We start from the raw sequence: 17,291 nt of genomic DNA, 5'->3' as shown, positions 1-17,291 counted from the left end.
ATTGGCCTCAGTTTAAGGCAAAGAGGTGTCTACGAAACCCGGGGCGATTCAGTGCGTGACCTTGATGAACCCGCGCACCGGTGGCGTGTTTGCCTCCTTCGGTGCGCACCCGAGCCTGGAAGTGGCACTGGAACGCAGCCTCACCGAGCTGCTGCAAGGCCGCAGCTTCGAAGGTTTGAACGACCTGCCGCAGCCGACCTTCGAAGGCCAGGCGGTGACCGAGCCGAACAATTTCGTCGAGCACTTTATCGACTCCAGCGGCGTGGTGTCGTGGCGCTTCTTCAGCGCCCAGTCGGATTACGAGTTCGTCGAGTGGGACTTCTCGGGCCATGGCGAAGACTCCAACGCCCAGGAAGCCGCGACGCTGTTCGGCATTCTTGAAGGCATGGGCAAGGAGTGCTACATGGCGGTGTACGAACATCTGGGCGCCACCGCTTGCCGCATCCTGGTGCCGGACTATTCGGAAATCTACCCGGTGGACGACCTGATCTGGGATAACACCAACAAGGCGCTGTTCTTCCGCGAAGACATCCTCAACCTGCATCGCCTCAACGAGGACCAGCTGCAAGCGTTGGTCGAGCGCCTGATTGAAAGCGAGCTGGACGACTACACCGACATCACCACCCTGATCGGCATCGAGTTCGACGACAACACCGCGTGGGGCCAGTTGACCATCCTTGAGCTGAAACTGCTGATATTCCTGGCCCTCAAGCAGTATGAAGAAGCCAAGGAATGCGTGGAGATGTTCCTGCAGTACAACGACAACACTGTCGAGCGCGGCCTGTTTTACCAGGCGATGAATGCGGTGCTGGAGATGGAGCTGGATGACGACCTGGAGCTGGCCGACTACGAGGCCAACTTCCGGCGCATGTTCGGCAATGAGCGCATGGACGCGGTGATCGGCTCGGTCGACGGCAGTGTGCGGTTCTACGGGTTGACGCCGACCAGCATAAAGCTCGAAGGGCTGGACCGGCATCTGCGCTTGATCGACAGCTACAAGAAGCTGCACAGTGCACGAGCCAACATCACCCAAGGCTGATTACGCAGTTGATTTAATGTGGGAGGGGGCTTGCTCCCGATAGCGGTGTATCAGTCAACAAATACAGTGACTGACACCCTGCTATCGGGAGCAAGCCCCCTCCCACATTTTGCTCGATATTTGACGTTAGATGTGTGCCAAGGCTTGGGCTAAATCCGCTCGCAAATCCTCCAAATCCTCAACCCCCACCGACAACCGCACCAGCCCATCACCAATCCCCAACTGCGCCCGCGTGGCCGCCGGGATGCTCGCGTGCGTCATGATCGCGGGGTGTTCGATCAGGCTTTCCACACCACCCAGGCTCTCGGCCAGGGCGAAGATCCTGACGTTCTCCAGAAAGCGCCTGGCACCGGCCAGGTCACTGTTCAAATCCACCGAAATCATCCCGCCAAAACCGCGCATTTGCTGCTTGGCCAGCGCGTGCTGTGGATGGGATTTCAGGCCGGGGTAGTACACCCGCGCCACTTGCGGTTGCTGTTCCAGCCAGGTGGCCAGCTCCAGGGCATTGCTGCAATGGCGCTCCATGCGCAGCGCCAGGGTTTTCACGCCGCGCAGCGTCAGGAACGCATCGAACGGCCCGGCAATGGCACCGACCGAGTTTTGCAGGAAGCCCAGGCGTTCGGCCAGGTCCGGATTGTCACCGACAATGGCGATACCGCCGATCACATCGGAATGCCCGTTCAGATACTTGGTAGTGGAGTGCACCACGATATCGAAACCCAGTTCCAGCGGCCGCTGGATCCACGGGCTGGCGAAGGTGTTGTCGGCCACGCAGATAATTCCGCGGGCACGGCAGATGCGTGCGACGGCGCGCAGGTCGGTGAGGCTCAGCAGCGGGTTGCTCGGGGTCTCGACCCAGACCATGCGCGTGTCGTCCTGCAACGACGCTTCAAAGGCCGACAAGTCGCTCAGGTCGATATAGCTGAAACGGTGCCCAGCGCTGCGTTGGCGCACCTTGTCGAACAGCCGGAAGGTGCCGCCATACAGGTCATTGCCCGAAACGATATGCGCACCGGCATCGAGCAATTCGAGCACGGTGGAAATCGCCGCCAGCCCCGACGCAAATGCAAAGGCCTGGCTGCCGCCTTCAAGGTCGGCCACGCAGCGCTCCAGGGCAAAACGCGTGGGGTTGTGGGAGCGGCCGTAGTCGAAGCCCTTGTGCACACCGGGGCTGTCTTGCAGGTAAGTGGAGTTGGCGTAGATCGGCGGCATCAGCGCGCCCGTGGTCGGGTCGGGTGACTGCCCGGCGTGGATCACACGGGTGGCAAACGCGCTTTTATCGGGCTGACTCATGCAAGGGATCTCCGTAGGTGATTAAGCAGGTCGACGCGGGTGATCAGGCCATGGAAGCCCGAGGCGTCGGCAATAATGGCGACCAGGCCGCGATCCAGTTCTGCCTGCAGTTCGGCCAGGCTGGCGCTGGGGGGCAGGGTGTGCAAGGTGTCGGTCATGGCGCTGGCGACGGTCATGGAAAAGTCCGCCGCGTCATGGTGCAGGCCCAGCAGAATGTCCGATTCGTCGATCACGCCTGCCAATTGTTGGCCGTCTACCAGCACCGGCAGTTGCGACACATCCGCCAGGCGCATGCGTTGGAACGCGGTGAGCAGGGTGTCGTCGGGGCTCACGCTGATCACACGGCCGTCTTCGAAGCGGCGGGCGATCAGGTCGCGCAGGTCGCCGTAATGTTTGTACTGCAGCAGGCCGGCGTCGTTCATCCATTGGTCGTTGTAAACCTTCGATAAATAACGCGTGCCGGTGTCGCACACAAAGGTCACCACGCGCTTGGGCTCGGTTTGCTCGCGGCAGTAGCGCAGGGCAGCGGCGAGCAGGGTGCCGGTGGACGAGCCGCCGAGAATGCCTTCGGCCTTGAGCAATTGGCGGGCGTGGTCGAAGCTCTCTTCATCGCTGATGGAGTAGGCGTGGCGCACGCTGGACAGATCGGCAATCGACGGGATGAAGTCTTCGCCGATGCCTTCCACGGCCCAGGAGCCAGGCGTTTCAAGTTGCCGGCTGCGGCTGTATTCGGCCATGACTGAACCCACCGGGTCGGCCAGTACCATCGTGAGATCGGGCTGCACACGCTTGAAAAAACGCGTCAAGCCGGTGAGGGTGCCGGCCGAGCCGACGCCGACCACAATCGCGTCGACATCATGTTGGGTCTGCGCCCAGATCTCCGGCGCGGTGCTGGTTTCGTGGGCCAGCGGGTTGGCCGGATTGTTGAACTGATCAGCAAAGAACGAGCCCGGAATATCCTTGGCCAGCCGTGCCGCCACGTCCTGGTAATACTCCGGGTGGCCCTTGCCCACATCGGAGCGGGTGATATGTACTTCGGCGCCCATGGCCTTCAGGTGCAGCACTTTTTCCGTGGACATCTTGTCGGGCACTACCAGCACCACCCGATACCCCTTGGCCCGGCCTACCAGCGCCAGGCCCAGGCCGGTATTACCGGCGGTGGCTTCGATGATGGTACCCCCAGGACGCAAGCGCCCATCACGCTCGGCGGAGTCGATCATGGCCAAGCCGATGCGATCCTTGATGGAGCCGCCAGGGTTTTGCGATTCAAGCTTTAGAAACAGCGTGCAAGGGCCGGTATCGAAGCGGCTGACCTTGACCAGCGGCGTGTTACCGATCAGTTCAAGTACGGCAGGGCGGGAAAGGGTAGGCATGTCGTCACCTGGTTACGGGATGGGCACAGGGTGGGGGACAGCAAATCACAGCATGGCTTGAAACATAGGCCGGTATCGCCCGGGTCGCAACCGGGCGGTCCGATGCATGACTTTTTTTGGCGCATGGGGGAGGGCGCGCAATTCAGGATTGCGCTGAAGATCAAAGGTGGGAGTTGGCTTGTCGGATTGCCGACCCATACCTACCTGACGCCACGCGATCCAAATGTGGGAGCTGGCTTGCCTGCGATGGCGGCGGTGCTGTCGGCATTTATGTTGCCTGACCCACCGCCATCGCGGCCTCGCTAAGGCTCGAGCGCTCCCACAGTTCAGTTCCCGGCAATGGCGGCTTTGATGGTAGCGATGTCGATCTTGGTCATTTTCATCATCGCCTCAAACGCACGCTTGGCGACGGCAGGATCTTTGCTGGTGACCGCATCGACCAACACCCGTGGCGAGATCTGCCACGACAACCCCCACTTGTCCTTGCACCAGCCGCAGGCGCTTGCCTGCCCACCATTGTTGACGATGGCATTCCACAAGCGATCGGTTTCTTCCTGGTCATCCGTAGACACCTGAAAGGAAAACGCCTCACTGTGCTTGAACATCTGGCCGCCATTGAGGCCGACGCAGGGGATACCCAGCACGGTGAATTCCACGGTCAACACTTCGCCCTGCTTGCCGGCCGGGTAGTCGCCAGGCGCATGGTGAACGTTCCCCACTTTACTGTCGGGAAAGGTGTTGGCGTAGAAGGTCGCCGCCTCCAGGGCATCGTTGTTGTACCAGAGGCAGATCGTATTTTTGTTGTTCATCGCAAGGCTCCTCGGGTTGGAAGGTGCGTGAAGTCTAGACGATAACCGCGGGCGTTCCGCCCCGTTCAGAACCGCTCATCCAGGATCGCCGGCAAGGTAATGTCCTTGACGAAACTGGCCGGCGACAAGTTCAGCGTCATGCGCACCACTTGCACCACGTCATGGACAGGAATCGACTGGCCTTGGGGCTTTCCGGCCTGCTGTTCAGGCTTGCACGGCTTCCCGGCAAGTGCGTAAACCCGCACGCCGCGAGCGCCAGGCCAAACCCAGCACCATCAGCAAGCCCAGGCCCGCCATGATTGCACCGGCCAGGGAAATGGCCGGGTAGCCCAGACCGGCGTTGATCACCGCGCCACCCAGCGCCGCGCCAATCGCATTGCCAAAATTGAACGCGCCGATGTTCATCGCCGACGCCAGGTTAGGCGCATCCTTGGCGGCCTCCATCACACGCATCTGCAACGGCGGTACCAGCGCAAAACTGGCGGCACCCCATAGCAGGATCGACACGGCGGCAGGCAGCGGCCATTGCATCAGTACCGAGAAGGCCAGCAGCACGGCAATCAACACCACCAGCGAGGTGATCAAGGTACGGTCCACCGAGCGGTCGGCCGACTTGCCGCCCCACACGTTGCCCAGGGTCAGCCCGATCCCGAACAGCACAAGCATCCCGGTGACGAAGTTGGTCGAGGCGTGGGTGACGTTGCGCAGAATCGGCGCGATGTAAGTGAACACCGTGAACATCGCACTGGAGCCCACCACGGTCAGCGCCAACGCGGCCAGCACCGGCCCGCGGCCCAATACGCGGATTTCCGCCATCAGGCTGCCGCCTTTAGGCGCGGGTGCATTCGGCAGCGCCCACCACAGCGCCGCCATCACCACCGCACCGAGGCCGCTGATCCCCCAGAACGCCGTGCGCCAACCAAAGTTCTCGCCAAACCAGGTCGCCAGCGGCACGCCGCCGATGGTCGCCAAGGTCAGCCCGAGAAACATCGCCGCGACCGCTCCCGCGCGTTTCTCCGGCGCTACCACGCTGGCTGCCACAATCGAACCAATGCCGAAAAACGCCCCGTGGTTCAGCGACGTCACCAGCCTTGCGATCATCAAGGTCTGGTAGTTGGTGGCCAGCGCCGACAATAAATTGCCCAGGGTAAAAATCGCCATCAGCCCGATCAGCAAATAACGACGCGGTACTCTCGCCGTGGCGAGGGTCATGATCGGCGCGCCGATCAGCACGCCCATGGCATAGGCACTCACCAGCAGCCCGGCGGCTGGAATGGATACGCCAAGATCGGCGGCAATACCGGGCAACATGCCCATGGGCGCAAACTCCGTGACCCCGATGCCGAAGGCACCGATGGACAAGGCTACAAGGGGTGGATTGATACGCATGGTTGACTCCTCATCTGTGTGCCGAATGCTACAATCCAGCCTTTTCAAGCAGTAGCCCTTGCTCGGGAACTACAGCTTTGCGCAGGAGGCACAAATGGACATCAGCGGTCGGTCAGGAGAGATGGAAGTGTTCGCCATGGTCGCCGAGCAGGGCAGCCTGTCGGGCGCGGCGCGAGCCCTGGGGCTGACGCCATCGTCCATCAGCCGCATCATCACCCGCACCGAAAAGCGCATCGGCACCCGACTGCTGCTGCGCACCACTCGCGCCATCACCTTCACCGCCGAAGGCGAAGCCTACCTGCGCGGCGCCCGGCGCATCCTCGCAGACATGGCCGAAGTCGAAGACGCCATCACCGACCAGGGCACCCCACGCGGCCGCCTGCGAGTCAGCGCCGCCCTGGCCCATGGCCGCATGACTATCGTCCCGCTGATCGCCGCCTTCAGCGCCCGCTATCCGGCCATCGTCGTCGACCTGATGCTCGGCGATGAGGTGGTGGACATACTCGGCGGCCAGGCCGACGTCGCCATCCGCTTCGGCCCCCTTGCCGACAGCCCCCTGACTGCTCGTCCTATCGGCTCCACCGGGCAGGTGATCGTCGCCTCACCGGACTACCTGGCAAAACATGGCACCCCGGTGTTGCCGCAGGATCTACTCCGGCACAACTGCCTACGCTTCAACTTCCGCCGAGCGGCGCCGGATTGGCCGTTTCGGATGGATGGTCGCGAGTTTTCGTTGAAGGTGGCGGGGACGATTGAGGGAAATAGTGGCGAGGCATTGGCACAGTTGGCAAAGCTGGGGGCAGGGATTGCGCGGATTGGGGCGTTTAGTGTGGTGGAGGAGGTGAAGCGGGGGGAGTTGGTGGTGTTGCTGGAGGACTTTAACCCGGGGGATGTGGAGCCGATTCATGCGGTGTTTGTAGGGGGAGGGGCGATGCCGGCGCGGGTGAGGGCGTTTGTGGATTTTTTGGTGGAGCGGCATGGGGTTTGATGAGGTGCGGGTTTAGATCTGGATTTGTTGGGAGGAGGGGGATCGGCGGATTTCGGCCAAAAGCTGTCGGTGGCCACAGGCAGAACTTGACCCAAAGCAGCCTGTCGCAAGTGAGCGTTGCCGACCAATAGCTGACATTCTAGACAGGCGCCAAATGGCCGATTGCTATCTATCAGCCGAGCATCCGCTCCCCGTCTTGGCGGGACCGGGATACAGGCTCGATAGTCCGGAGAATTCTCAAGGTTAGAGTCCAGACTGCTGCGGCACCTCAGAGCGTCCACGCTGCCACGAAGAAAAGGTTTACGTAGCCCCTTCGCTTTGAGTCCTTTCCAGGTGGTTTACAAGTAGCCACCATAGATGTTCAGAGGCGGGGTGTAGTCGGCGATCTGAGCTACGCAGAATATGACACTGTGATTCCCTCGCGATCGGGTGATCAAGTGGTATAGCTATAAGCTTTGAATTCCCGGCTTGTTGCCCAAGTGATTGAGCTGTCATAAAACCTACCCCAAGACCGGCTTGGCATAAAGCTATCGCAACTGACTGCTGGTTACAGCGATATGCAGGGGTGAACGCCACGTTTTCGGACTCGAACATCTTATTGATATAGCGTTGTATGCCGTACGTATTTGTCAGCGCTATGAGCCTATGGTGTGCCAGCTCGCTTATGGGAATGCTAGTGAAGTCTCTTAATGGATGATCATTGGGAACGATGGCGCACATGGGGCCTCTGGTAAAACTGCGTCGTTGAAGAGACACGTTTTCGATAGGGCCAAAGGATAAAGCCATGTCTACTTCCCCACGTACGAGCATCATCAGCGTAGTGCTCATGTCGCCTGAACTGATGTCTACAAAGACGTCCGGGTAGACCTTGGAGAACTCACGCAACTCGTTGCCCACAAAGTTTGCAACCATGCCCGGCCCGATACGAAGGTTTACCGTCCCGCCCCGCATGTATCGAAGGTCATTCAAGTGCTTGGTTAGCGCCTCTCGGCGTTCTTGAGTTTCCGAGAAATGATCCGAAAGAAGCTTGCCGGCCTCCGTCAGCACCACGTTTCGTCCACGACGTTCAAGTAGCGGTAGATGCAAGCTGCGTTCGAGGAGCGCAACCTGACGGCTGATAACGGAGGGATTGACGTTCAGCACGTCGGCTGCCTTGCGAATACCTCCTTGAAGCCCAACCTCGTGGAGATAGCCCAGACGCTTTTCTTGGAGTTCGTTGTCCATTTCTCAGCCCTACGGCGGCAGCCAACTGTTGACCTGAGGGCAACAATTTAGTGGCGCGCTTCTTATTTTTCAAGCCATGGAGGCATTCCATACTCAGGCTTCATTAACGCATGACAGGCCAAAAACATGAGTATCGTACAAGAGTACCTCCACCGGCATTCCGACAGTCTTCTCGCCGATTTAAGGATGCTTGTCAGTGCTGAGTCACCCTCTACAGATAAACGGGCGGTTGATGCCTGCGGTGAAGTGCTTCAGGAAATCATGATGCGGCGTATTGACGCTACCGCAGAGGTCGTTCCACGTGACGAATACGGAAACCATCTCGTTTTCACAGCCGGTCAAGGTTCAAGGCGCACGGCAATCCTAGGGCACTTTGACACTGTCTGGGATATTGGGCGTCTGCCAATAAAGGTGGAGGACGGCAAGCTATACGGCCCAGGCGTTTTGGACATGAAGGCCGGGCTTGTTCAGGCCATTTGGGCGACCAAGGCCCTGATTGATCTCGACTTGCTCAAGGACCGGGAGATCCGCTTTTTATGCTCAAGCGATGAAGAACTCGGCAGTCCGAGTTCTCGGGAGTGGATTGAAAGTGAAGCGATATTGTGTGAGCAGGTACTCGTTGTCGAACCGGCTACCTCACATACCCATGCACTCAAGACCGAACGTAAAGGAACAGGGCGTTTCGATATCAAGATCAAAGGTCGTGCGGCCCACGCCGGCAACAATCCGGAGGAAGGGGTAAGTGCAGTACATGAGATGGCCGAGCAGATACTGTTTCTGCATGGCTTGAATGCCCCTGAGTTAGGAACAACACTGAATGTGGGAATCGCGAAGGGTGGCCAGCGGACGAATGTTGTTGCAGACAGCGCTGAGTTGAATGTCGATTTACGCGTTAGCAGTGAGTCGGAGGCTCGGCGTATCGAATCGTTGGTTAAAGAAATGAAGCCATACTTGGTCGGTGCGCAGATTTCTGTAACTGGCGGCCTGGTTCGGCCACCACTTGAATATACGCCTACAAACCAGGCGCTTTTTGCTGTTGCTCAAGAGGCAGCAAACGCACTTGGTATTCAAATTGAAGGTGCCTCGGTGGGCGGGGGAAGTGATGGAAACTTTACCTCCGCAGTCGGCGTACCCACCCTGGATGGACTTGGAGCCACCGGTGTCGGGCCGCATGCAATTCATGAACACATCATTATCTCAGACTTGCCAGTACGGGCTGCACTTCTCGCCGAGCTGATCCAGAGACTTTGAATCTACCAGGATAACTCGAGGAAAAGGCTATGATAAATACAAAAACGGCCATTGAGGAAACAAGCAACGCCTCAAAGCGCACAAAGCAAGAAACCAAGAGCCCCTATGTTTTTCTTTTCATAATCTTGGTGGTTGCCGCTATTGCAACCTGGGTAGTTCCAGCGGGAGTGTTTGATCGTGAAATGCGTGATGGCATTTCATTTGTCATCTCGGGAAGTCTTCATCCGGTTGCCCAAAATGGCGTTCATCCGCTAGGAGTTTTTACCGCGATAGCCACAGGCTTGCAAAGCTCAGCACCGATCATTTTCCTGATACTGTTTACGGGCGGCGCTTTGGCTGTACTTGAGAGCACCGGTGCTATTCATCAAGCTTTAAATGGAATAGCAAACAGTACAAAACTTAATGATTATTTGATAATTATTATATTTGGATTGATCTTTGGGGTGCTTGGTACAACGGGAGTTGTGGTCAATGCGGTTGTTGCTTTCGTCCCGATTGGTCTGCTGGTGGCTAAATCCCTGGGTTTGAATCCCATCTTTGGGATATCACTGGTTTACCTGACGTGTGCCTCTGGTTACAATGTGGCGCTTACCAACCCAGTGACAACCGGGCTTACCCAGAGGCTTGCACAACTACCGCTGTTTTCCGGTTTTGGGTTGCGCGGGATCACTTCAGGTCTTTTTATCCTGACCTGTATTGTTTTTTTGACGATTTATATGCGGGCTTGTCGAAAAAACGGAGAAAAGCGTCCTGTAGTTATCGAGGTGTCCCGTCAAGAATCGAAGGCGACAACCCGCCACTGGATTATTCTGGCTTTCGCATCCATTTCCTTAGTGACCTTCATTTATGGTTCCATGACCATGAAATGGGGTGAAGTTGAAATGACAGCCATGTTTGTATTGATGGCTATTGTTGCAGGAATGATTGGAAAGCTTTCGGCGTCTGAAATAGCCAATAGCTTTCTTGGTGGTTGTTCCCGAATTGTATCTGGAGCACTCATTGTTGGCATGGCACGTGCGATATCGATCGTCTTGGATAATGGCAAAATCCTTGACCCCATTGTCGGGTGCCTGGCTGATTTATTAGCCCCGCTACATCCAGCAATGGCAGCAATAGGGATGTATTTTAGTGCGGCTCTGATGCATTTTGCGATCTCTTCCGGCTCTGGTGAATCGGCGTTGCTTATACCGATCTATGTCCCTATCGGCGACATGATCGGGTTGACGCGGCAAGTGGTTGTCCATGCTGTCTTGTTCGGTGAGGGAATCGTTAACTGTATAAATCCGACATCCGGAGTATTGATGGGAGTTCTTGCTGTGGCAGGAGTACCCTTCGGTAAGTGGGTGAAATTTGTCGCACCACTGGTTGCTGTTTGGATGGTGATCTGCGTGGTCGTACTGATCATCGCCGTGGAAATAAAGTGGGGGCCGTATTAAGTATTTCCAGTTATCCTCTATTTGCTTCGTAGTGGATGGGGGAGCTTTTGTGTTTGTTGATCTAATTAAAATAAGAAGAGCAGGAGTACTGTAAGTGGTCGAAAAAGCAATCGCTACGACTTTTGTGCTGAACAGCATTATGTTGAGTGCCCAGGCTTATGCCGACTTCCTGAGTGACGGAACAGCCACATTGGAAATGAAAAATTTCTACTTCAACAATGACAATCGCAATGGAACTGCTACACCTTCGAAAACCGAAGAGTGGGCGCAAGGTTTCATGCTCGATTACAAATCGGGATACACTGATGGCAGGCTCTGGCGCTTGCCGAGGATGCGGGCGAGGGTAGATTTGCCGATACTGGCATTTCCCAGAACTACAATCCGTTGGCAGACTTCCTGTCGCGAACAAAGTTGGTAATTGTGCAGGCTTTGGGTGTCCCAGTCAAAGACTGATGGGGGGCGACCGCATCTCGGGAATAAATGATGTATTGCTACTGTGCATCCTCAAGATGAGAGCGAGTGTCTCCCCTTACTAGCCTGTATTGAACGTCCGCTTCTGGCCGTTTACGGCCCGTGAGAAATAACCAGTTTCTCCTCCACGCGCTGGCCTGCCTTGCTCCAGCGCACGGAGCCCTTTCTAGCTAACCGTTGTAGAGTGCGCTTCTACCTCCGAAGCCTGCTCCCGCAATCGACGCGCGATAACATCCATCAGATCACACCCATCCCGCAACGGTATCGCCAGTAGTTGAGCAAAATCCGAAAGCACCACGCAGTCAGCTTCCACCTCGCCCCGAAAAGCGATGTTTTCCAATAGTTGAGTCACGTACGAATACGATACTCAGCCATCGCTTGCAGCATATCGAGCGGTGCTTGCGAGTCAATGAGCAGGGACGCTGGAACCCGATCGATTCCAGTAAGAGGGATATATCTTTCCATTTTTGAAACTCCGATAAATGCAATGATTTACCGATAATCAGGTCGCCAAACCTGATCGCCACATGGGCGACCGGGGGACTATAAGCGCCGGTGCAGGAGATGATCAACGCCAAGGTTGTAACCGGCATGGATGGACTGAAGCTCGAACGCCGCTCACCCCACATTCTCGCTGCAGTCTGCTCCCGACTAGCCTCATTCTCTTCTTGATATTTCCCCACACTATCTCGTTTTTTAAGCTTGCTGAAACGTTTCATCGAGTTTATAAATCGCATACAACTCCAAGAAAGGCGACCGCCATGACCCCGCTAAAACTCCTCGTTGCCCTCAGCGCACTGTCCGCTGCCTCCCACGCCATGGCCTGGGATTACGTCCTGCTCGACACCGACAAAGCCGCCCAGAACTCGCAAATCACCAGCCAGCAGCTCGGCGTGCAAACCGACAAGCCCTTCAGCGTTACCCTGCGCACCTTGCACGGTGGTCGGCAGGAGGGGGTGAGCATCGTTGATATCGATAACGGCACGATGAAGCTTTCGGTGGTGCCGACTCGCGGTATGAACGTGTTGCAGGCTTCGGTCGGCGATGTGCGGATGGGTTGGGATTCGCCGGTCAAGGAAGTGGTCAATCCGTCGTTCATCGAGCTCAATGGCCGGGGTGGGCTGGGCTGGCTGGAAGGTTTCAACGAGCTGGTCACCCGCTGCGGCTACGAGTGGGTCGGCCACCCCGGCATCGACAACGGCGAACTGCTGACCCTGCACGGGCGGGCCGCCAATATTCCTGCGAATAAAGTCACGCTGCATATCGATGAAAAACCACCGTATGCCATCACCCTGCGCGGCGAGCTGAAAGAGCAGGCGTTCAAGAAGGTCGACTTCTCTGTCGCGACCGAACTGGTCACTCAACCCGGCAGTGTGGTGTTTGCCCTCAATGACACCCTGACCAACAACGGCGACTATCCGAAGGAATACCAGGCGTTGTATCACAGTAACTTCAGCACCCCGTTCCTGGAGCAGGGCGCGCGGTTTGTCGCGCCGGTGAAGCAGGTGTCGCCGTTCAATGACAAGGCCAAGGGCGAATTGGCCGACTGGCAAACCTATCGCGCACCGACCAAAGACTATGACGAAACAGTCTACAACGTGGTGCCATATGCCGATGCCAAGGGCGATACCTTGACCGTGCTGCATAACAAGGCCGGCAGCCTGGGCGTTTCGGTTGGCTTCAATACACAGACACTGCCGGTGTTTTCCCTCTGGAAAAACACCGACACCCAAGGCCAGGGCTATGTCACGGGGCTGGAGCCGGGGACGAGTTTTTCCTACAACCGTCGTTATCAGCGGCCACTGAATCTGGTGCCGACAATCGGGCCGAAGGAACACAAGCAGTTCCGCATCAGCTACAGCCTGTTGGCGGACAAGGCCGCTGTTGATAAGGCTTTGAAGCAGGTCAGCGAAATTCAGGATGGGCGTGAGACTGAGGTGCGGCAGACGCCGTTGGTTGATTTGACCAAGGAATGACGCCGCCTGGAGCATCATTGCGATGTTATTGATGTTGAGCACCCACGCTTATGCGGGGTGCGGCAACATTAACGACGGAGTGAAGCCGTCAGCCGACGATCAATCTGGCGTTGTCCGGCCAATCGAACGTCCAATGCTCGCAAGAAATATCCGGGTGTCCCGATTGGACCGCAGATGAACCACACGGCAGGCGGGTGGGGCAGCCTCCACGAGTTGTTGCATCTTTACTCGTGCTGACTCTTTGGTCTGCCACATGAATCTAAAAAACTCCGGCAGGTTCGCCAGTCGTTCGGGGCAGTTCTCCGGCAAGTCAGGCCGAGTCTGACCGCGTTTGAGCAGCGTCCTGAGCAATACGCGCCAGAATCGGAGCGTCGCCGAACGGTCAATCCATATCAACAGATCTGCGCGGGCCAGCCGGTTGTCCCAAGTGGTTGAATGGCCTCCTTCGAATATCCAGCGTTCACGGGCCTCGACCTCAAGGCAAAGCTGCGTCTTCGCGTCGCGGCTGCGTTCGATCCACCCTGGCTGCCAGTGGATAGTGTCGATATGAACGACCGGCAAACCCGTGCACTGACCAAGCTTGCGCGCCAAGGTGCTTTTGCCTGACCCAGGTTGACCCACAATCATCACCCGTCGCATCTAAGCTCCTTCTCGCTGTGCGCGCTGAATTTTTGGGGTGGCGATTCTACGTCAATGCCTGTCTGCGTCAACGTGCTCACGCAAACCCAAGAGCGCCACCTTTTATCCAGGCACCCCGTGCCAACGTTGGCGGCCTTCGCGAGCAAGCTCGCTCCTACAGTGGTTGGGTTACGCCCTGCGCGCCGTTAACAACACTGCCGCCGCCGCTGACAACAGCCCCGCGCAGCAACGATTGAAGATGCGCTTGCCCCTTGGCTCGGCAAACCAGCGGCGCATATGCAGGCCCATGTAGGCGTAGGCGCTGATGGCGATCCATTCCAGGGCCAGGAACATCGCGCCCAGCAGGGCGAACTGTGCGGTGATGGGTTGGTCAGGTACCACGAACTGCGGCAGGAAAGCGGTGAAGATCAGGATGGCTTTCGGGTTGCCCGCCGCCACCAGAAACTCCTGCCGTGCCAGGGCCCATAAGCCGACCTGGTGAGCGGCTGTTTGTGACTCTGTCTGTGGTTGCGCACGCCATAGCTGATACGCCAGATAAAACAGGTACGCCGCGCCAAGTATCTTGATCCCGTAAAACAACAACTCCGACGTTTGCAGCACCACCGCCAACCCGGCGGAGGCGAGGGCGATCATGCCGGCAAAGGCCAGCAACCGACCGAGACCTGCGAGGCAGGAGGTGCGGTAGCCGTAACGGGTGGCGTTGCTTACCGACAGCAGGTTGTTGGGGCCAGGCGCCATGTTCAGGGCGAAGCAGGCAGGCAAGAAGAGGGCGAGGGTGGCGAGGTCCATGGCGGCTCCGGGTTTGGTCGGACGAGAGCGTTGAGGATAGGGGCAGTCGGCAGGGACAGCAATGAGGCTGGCAGTGCATCTGCGTGCCGGAGCGCAGGATCTTTATTTCGTCCCCGGCGAAACTGATTTCGTCATAAGCCCGCAGTCATACTGCGAAGACAAGATTCAGTGCACGAGGGAAGGAGCACGCATGATTCGCAGAGGATTACCCACCGACGCAAACGCCATTGCCCAAGTGCATATCAGCAGTTGGCAAGAGGCGTATCGCGACCTGATGCCCACCGACTACTTGAACGGGTTGCAGGCCACCCTGGTTCAGCGCGAAGCCTATTGGCGTCGCTCGATAGCCGCGGGCGAACCTGGTGTATGGGTCGCAGAGGTGGACCAGCAGATTGTCGGGTGGATAGCCGTTGGCGCCAGCCGTGACGAAGAGGCCGCCGGGGCAAATGCAGGGGAGGTTATGGCCATCTATGTTCTGACCAGGTATTGGCAAACGGGCGTCGGGCTGGCGCTGTGGAACGCGGGCTTGCAGGCGTTGGTTCAGCAGGGGTATGACTGCCTGACGCTTTGGGTCCTGGCCCGCAATGAACGGGCCATGCGCTTTTATCGCAGGGTCGGTTGTGTCGAGGACGCAGGCAGCGAACTCAAGATTGAGAGGGGCGGCGTCACACTGGTGGAGGTGCGGTACAGGTTGTCCTTTACCTGAGTTTTTGTTCCAAACAACCGATCAGCCAGTTGCCGGCCTCGCTCCAGCCCTTGCGTCGTCAACCAAATCGACTTGTTCTTGTTGACCGGGTTCAGAATATAACCATGCCGGTCAGTTAAACGTAGATCTCCTGTGGGAGCGGGCTTGCTCGCGAAAGCGGTGGGTCAGTCAACACCAATGTTTACTGGGCCGACGTCTTCGCGGGCAAGCCCGCTCCCACATTTGATCTGCGCTGCTTTGAGCATTTCGTTCGCTTAACTGACTGGTATTAGGGCTTGCCCCTTCCCATCGGTTCAGGGTCGCGCCGAAGCTGTGTTGATACCTAGGCTATCGAATTGAGGGGAAGCCGCACATGAAACACCGTGCCGTGTTCGGTATCAGAGCTGACCTCAATCGATCCGCCATGGGAAGCGACGATTTCCGAGGCGATGAACAGGCCCAGGCCCAAGCCCTCTGTGGGGCCGTGATTGACGGCAGTACGCTGAGAGAAGCGGCCCATGGGGTTGAAGATGAACGGCAGCACATCCTCAGGTATCGCCTCTCCACTGTTGTGCACGGAAAATACCGCGAAATCTTCCTGTAACTCCAACTCGACCTGGATAGGCCGCGTGGTGTCGCCATGCTGCACGGCGTTGCTGACGATGTTCGAGAACACCTGCTCCATTCGGGCGCCGTCGAACTGGCCCGACGCCTGGGTCTTCGAATCGAACAGGATGATCGCTTCAGGATGAAACGTGCGGATTTCTTCAACGACACGCTGGCAAAGCGGTGAGAGGTCTATATCGGCCGTTCTGACCGGAATGCCCGGCCCCATCTGGCAGCGGGTCAGGTCGAGCAAGTCGCCGACGATCTTGCTCGCTCGGCGCACACTGGTGTAGATCTGATTGGCCACTTTGTTCGCCTTGGGGCCTGCATCCTGGGAGCGCCGCAGCACGTCGGCACCCAGCAGGATCGCGCCGAGCGGCGTGCGCAGGTCGTGGCCGAGGATGCCCAGAAACACGTTGCGCGATGCCTCGACCGCGCGCGAATAGCTGGCGATGGACTCGGCGAGGGCCTGGTCAATGGCCTCGTGGAAACGGGTCATGTCGTCAACGTTGATCGGCGTGCCGTCCTTGATCTGGCGCATCCACTGGCTGACCACGCTGGTGCGCAGGGCGCGGTATTCCGACACCATCTGATCGATAGTGAAGCCGGCCATCAACCGCGTGATGGCGTGGATTTCTGCCGCGGTCTCCTGCTCCTCCGCGGGGGCCAGGCCCTGGGCCTTGGCGATTTGCTCTTGGCGGGTCTGTTTGGTTCGCAGGTCGCTGACGATGGCTCGCAACATCTGCTCGGCATGGTCGCGCAGCGCCACGCTGTCGAGGTCCTCGCCCGGGGTGTCGAGGGTTCTGGCGAAATCTTCCCAGGCTTGCAGAATCGGTTCGAGGTGCTCAAGGATGAAATCGGCCAGGCGCATGTCTGTAATCCTGAAGGGTAGGGCACAAGAGCGAGGCGGCGCAGATGCAGGGAAATTCCCGGCAGTGTAGGAGGTTGTTCGCAGCTTTAAAAGCGCGGCCGGGGGTAGCGATAGCATTGATCCACTCTGCGTGCCGACAGAGTTCATCCCGCTGACGCTAAAACCCGAGTGTCAGCGACCTCAGCTTGTGCTCTACAACGCTGTCAAAATGGCTTGCCAGTTGCTCACAGCGCTCGGATGTCAGACCCTCACAGCAGTTTATTCCCAGAACAAACCCCTGGGCTTTGGCCCCCCCTTTGACTGCAAGAATCATCGACCCCGCGAGTTCGATCTCGCGAAGGAGTCTGTCAGCCTGTCGCTTTATGGGGCCGGGCAAATCGTTGAAGGCTTCTTTCATGGCTGTCTCCGCAGCATTCATTACACACACACGCACACACGCACACACAAGGCAT

At 57.9% G+C, this 17,291-nt stretch carries 14 protein-coding genes and 4 pseudogenes; 7 read left to right on the top strand and 11 right to left on the bottom strand.

What is annotated here, in order from left to right; genetic code table 11:
• Nucleotides 1-52: 52 nt before the first annotated feature.
• Nucleotides 53-1,039 (top strand): annotated as a pseudogene (locus E4P01_RS22190) (YcaO-like family protein); the annotation flags it as partial.
• A gap of 126 nt (nt 1,040-1,165) precedes the next feature.
• Here the strand turns inward: E4P01_RS22190 and E4P01_RS22185 are convergent.
• The 5 genes and pseudogenes from E4P01_RS22185 to E4P01_RS22165 all read right to left on the bottom strand — a co-directional run bounded on the left by E4P01_RS22185 (nt 1,166) and on the right by E4P01_RS22165 (nt 5,903).
• The gene (locus E4P01_RS22185; RefSeq protein ID WP_216091507.1) at nt 1,166-2,332 is read right to left on the bottom strand and encodes a cystathionine gamma-synthase; all 1,167 of its coding nucleotides are present in this window, start codon (nt 2,330-2,332) and stop codon (nt 1,166-1,168) included.
• On the bottom strand, nt 2,329-3,705 hold the full coding sequence (locus tag E4P01_RS22180) for a cystathionine beta-synthase (RefSeq protein ID WP_032880899.1): 1,377 nt from the start codon (nt 3,703-3,705) through the stop codon (nt 2,329-2,331). Before E4P01_RS22180 ends, E4P01_RS22185 begins: the two co-directional genes overlap by 4 nt.
• A gap of 326 nt (nt 3,706-4,031) precedes the next feature.
• Nucleotides 4,032-4,514 (bottom strand): VOC family protein, encoded by a 483-nt coding sequence (locus E4P01_RS22175; RefSeq protein WP_078821259.1) that lies wholly within the window; start codon nt 4,512-4,514, stop codon nt 4,032-4,034.
• Between the two features lie 65 nt (nt 4,515-4,579).
• Nucleotides 4,580-4,711, bottom strand: a pseudogene (locus E4P01_RS22170) (SDR family NAD(P)-dependent oxidoreductase); the annotation flags it as partial.
• Nucleotides 4,712-4,718: 7 nt separating this feature from the next.
• The gene (locus tag E4P01_RS22165; RefSeq protein ID WP_078821260.1) at nt 4,719-5,903 is read right to left on the bottom strand and encodes an MFS transporter; all 1,185 of its coding nucleotides are present in this window, start codon (nt 5,901-5,903) and stop codon (nt 4,719-4,721) included.
• A gap of 94 nt (nt 5,904-5,997) precedes the next feature.
• Between E4P01_RS22165 and E4P01_RS22160 the strand changes: the two genes are divergently transcribed.
• On the top strand, nt 5,998-6,891 hold the full coding sequence (locus tag E4P01_RS22160; RefSeq protein WP_216091506.1) for a LysR family transcriptional regulator: 894 nt from the start codon (nt 5,998-6,000) through the stop codon (nt 6,889-6,891).
• A gap of 300 nt (nt 6,892-7,191) precedes the next feature.
• On the opposite strand, the gene E4P01_RS22155 is transcribed toward E4P01_RS22160, so the two are convergent.
• A complete protein-coding gene (locus tag E4P01_RS22155; protein WP_078821262.1) occupies nt 7,192-8,115 on the bottom strand; it encodes a LysR family transcriptional regulator in 924 nt (307 codons plus the stop codon).
• Nucleotides 8,116-8,241: 126 nt separating this feature from the next.
• Here E4P01_RS22155 and E4P01_RS22150 point away from each other — a divergent pair, with 126 nt between their 5' ends.
• The 3 genes and pseudogenes from E4P01_RS22150 to E4P01_RS22140 form a co-directional block, all read left to right on the top strand.
• Nucleotides 8,242-9,366 carry a M20 family metallopeptidase gene (locus E4P01_RS22150; RefSeq protein ID WP_078821263.1) on the top strand — a complete coding sequence of 375 codons (1,125 nt, stop codon included), beginning with the start codon at nt 8,242-8,244 and terminating at the stop codon, nt 9,364-9,366.
• 29 nt (nt 9,367-9,395) lie between these two features.
• Nucleotides 9,396-10,802 (top strand): YfcC family protein, encoded by a 1,407-nt coding sequence (locus tag E4P01_RS22145; protein WP_216091505.1) that lies wholly within the window; start codon nt 9,396-9,398, stop codon nt 10,800-10,802.
• 139 nt (nt 10,803-10,941) lie between these two features.
• Nucleotides 10,942-11,112 (top strand): annotated as a pseudogene (locus E4P01_RS22140) (OprD family outer membrane porin); the annotation flags it as partial.
• Between the two features lie 327 nt (nt 11,113-11,439).
• Here the strand turns inward: E4P01_RS22140 and E4P01_RS22135 are convergent.
• A pseudogene (locus E4P01_RS22135) lies at nt 11,440-11,738 on the bottom strand (hypothetical protein).
• 296 nt (nt 11,739-12,034) lie between these two features.
• Between E4P01_RS22135 and E4P01_RS22130 the strand changes: the two are divergent.
• Nucleotides 12,035-13,249: an aldose 1-epimerase family protein gene (locus E4P01_RS22130; RefSeq protein ID WP_216091504.1), complete on the top strand. Its 1,215-nt coding sequence runs from the start codon at nt 12,035-12,037 to the stop codon at nt 13,247-13,249.
• Between the two features lie 99 nt (nt 13,250-13,348).
• Here the strand turns inward: E4P01_RS22130 and E4P01_RS22125 are convergent, their stop codons facing one another.
• Complete coding sequence (locus E4P01_RS22125; RefSeq protein ID WP_078821267.1) at nt 13,349-13,888, bottom strand: AAA family ATPase; 540 nt, start codon at nt 13,886-13,888, stop codon at nt 13,349-13,351.
• Nucleotides 13,889-14,056: 168 nt separating this feature from the next.
• Entirely contained in the window at nt 14,057-14,677 is a 621-nt protein-coding gene (locus E4P01_RS22120) for a LysE family translocator (protein ID WP_078821268.1), read from the bottom strand.
• Between the two features lie 190 nt (nt 14,678-14,867).
• Here E4P01_RS22120 and E4P01_RS22115 point away from each other — a divergent pair, with 190 nt between their 5' ends.
• A complete protein-coding gene (locus tag E4P01_RS22115) occupies nt 14,868-15,383 on the top strand; it encodes a GNAT family N-acetyltransferase (protein WP_078821269.1) in 516 nt (171 codons plus the stop codon).
• Nucleotides 15,384-15,705: 322 nt separating this feature from the next.
• Here E4P01_RS22115 and E4P01_RS22110 read toward each other — a convergent pair whose 3' ends face one another.
• Both E4P01_RS22110 and E4P01_RS22105 read right to left on the bottom strand, forming a co-directional pair.
• Nucleotides 15,706-16,839: a sensor histidine kinase gene (locus E4P01_RS22110; RefSeq protein WP_032880919.1), complete on the bottom strand. Its 1,134-nt coding sequence runs from the start codon at nt 16,837-16,839 to the stop codon at nt 15,706-15,708.
• A gap of 157 nt (nt 16,840-16,996) precedes the next feature.
• Nucleotides 16,997-17,236 (bottom strand): hypothetical protein, encoded by a 240-nt coding sequence (locus E4P01_RS22105; protein WP_216091503.1) that lies wholly within the window; start codon nt 17,234-17,236, stop codon nt 16,997-16,999.
• Nucleotides 17,237-17,291: the final 55 nt, after the last annotated feature.

The sequence above is a fragment of the Pseudomonas sp. NCIMB 10586 genome, from assembly GCF_023127895.1.
Taxonomy (GTDB): Bacteria; Pseudomonadota; Gammaproteobacteria; order Pseudomonadales; family Pseudomonadaceae; genus Aquipseudomonas; species Aquipseudomonas synxantha_A.
The sequence above is the reverse complement of the archived record's forward strand: the minus strand, read 5'-3'. Positions and strand labels throughout refer to the sequence as shown.

What these genes read in the sequence shown, in the direction of transcription:
- E4P01_RS22185 (WP_216091507.1), bottom strand. Translation starts at nt 2,332, where the DNA reads ATGAGTCAGCCCGATAAAAGCGCGTTTGCCACCCGTGTGATCCACGCC.
- E4P01_RS22180 (WP_032880899.1), bottom strand. Translation starts at nt 3,705, where the DNA reads ATGCCTACCCTTTCCCGCCCTGCCGTACTTGAACTGATCGGTAACACG.
- E4P01_RS22175 (WP_078821259.1), bottom strand. Translation starts at nt 4,514, where the DNA reads ATGAACAACAAAAATACGATCTGCCTCTGGTACAACAACGATGCCCTG.
- E4P01_RS22165 (WP_078821260.1), bottom strand. Translation starts at nt 5,903, where the DNA reads ATGCGTATCAATCCACCCCTTGTAGCCTTGTCCATCGGTGCCTTCGGC.
- E4P01_RS22160 (WP_216091506.1), top strand. Translation starts at nt 5,998, where the DNA reads ATGGACATCAGCGGTCGGTCAGGAGAGATGGAAGTGTTCGCCATGGTC.
- E4P01_RS22155 (WP_078821262.1), bottom strand. Translation starts at nt 8,115, where the DNA reads ATGGACAACGAACTCCAAGAAAAGCGTCTGGGCTATCTCCACGAGGTT.
- E4P01_RS22150 (WP_078821263.1), top strand. Translation starts at nt 8,242, where the DNA reads ATGAGTATCGTACAAGAGTACCTCCACCGGCATTCCGACAGTCTTCTC.
- E4P01_RS22145 (WP_216091505.1), top strand. Translation starts at nt 9,396, where the DNA reads ATGATAAATACAAAAACGGCCATTGAGGAAACAAGCAACGCCTCAAAG.
- E4P01_RS22130 (WP_216091504.1), top strand. Translation starts at nt 12,035, where the DNA reads ATGACCCCGCTAAAACTCCTCGTTGCCCTCAGCGCACTGTCCGCTGCC.
- E4P01_RS22125 (WP_078821267.1), bottom strand. Translation starts at nt 13,888, where the DNA reads ATGCGACGGGTGATGATTGTGGGTCAACCTGGGTCAGGCAAAAGCACC.
- E4P01_RS22120 (WP_078821268.1), bottom strand. Translation starts at nt 14,677, where the DNA reads ATGGACCTCGCCACCCTCGCCCTCTTCTTGCCTGCCTGCTTCGCCCTG.
- E4P01_RS22115 (WP_078821269.1), top strand. Translation starts at nt 14,868, where the DNA reads ATGATTCGCAGAGGATTACCCACCGACGCAAACGCCATTGCCCAAGTG.
- E4P01_RS22110 (WP_032880919.1), bottom strand. Translation starts at nt 16,839, where the DNA reads ATGCGCCTGGCCGATTTCATCCTTGAGCACCTCGAACCGATTCTGCAA.
- E4P01_RS22105 (WP_216091503.1), bottom strand. Translation starts at nt 17,236, where the DNA reads ATGAAAGAAGCCTTCAACGATTTGCCCGGCCCCATAAAGCGACAGGCT.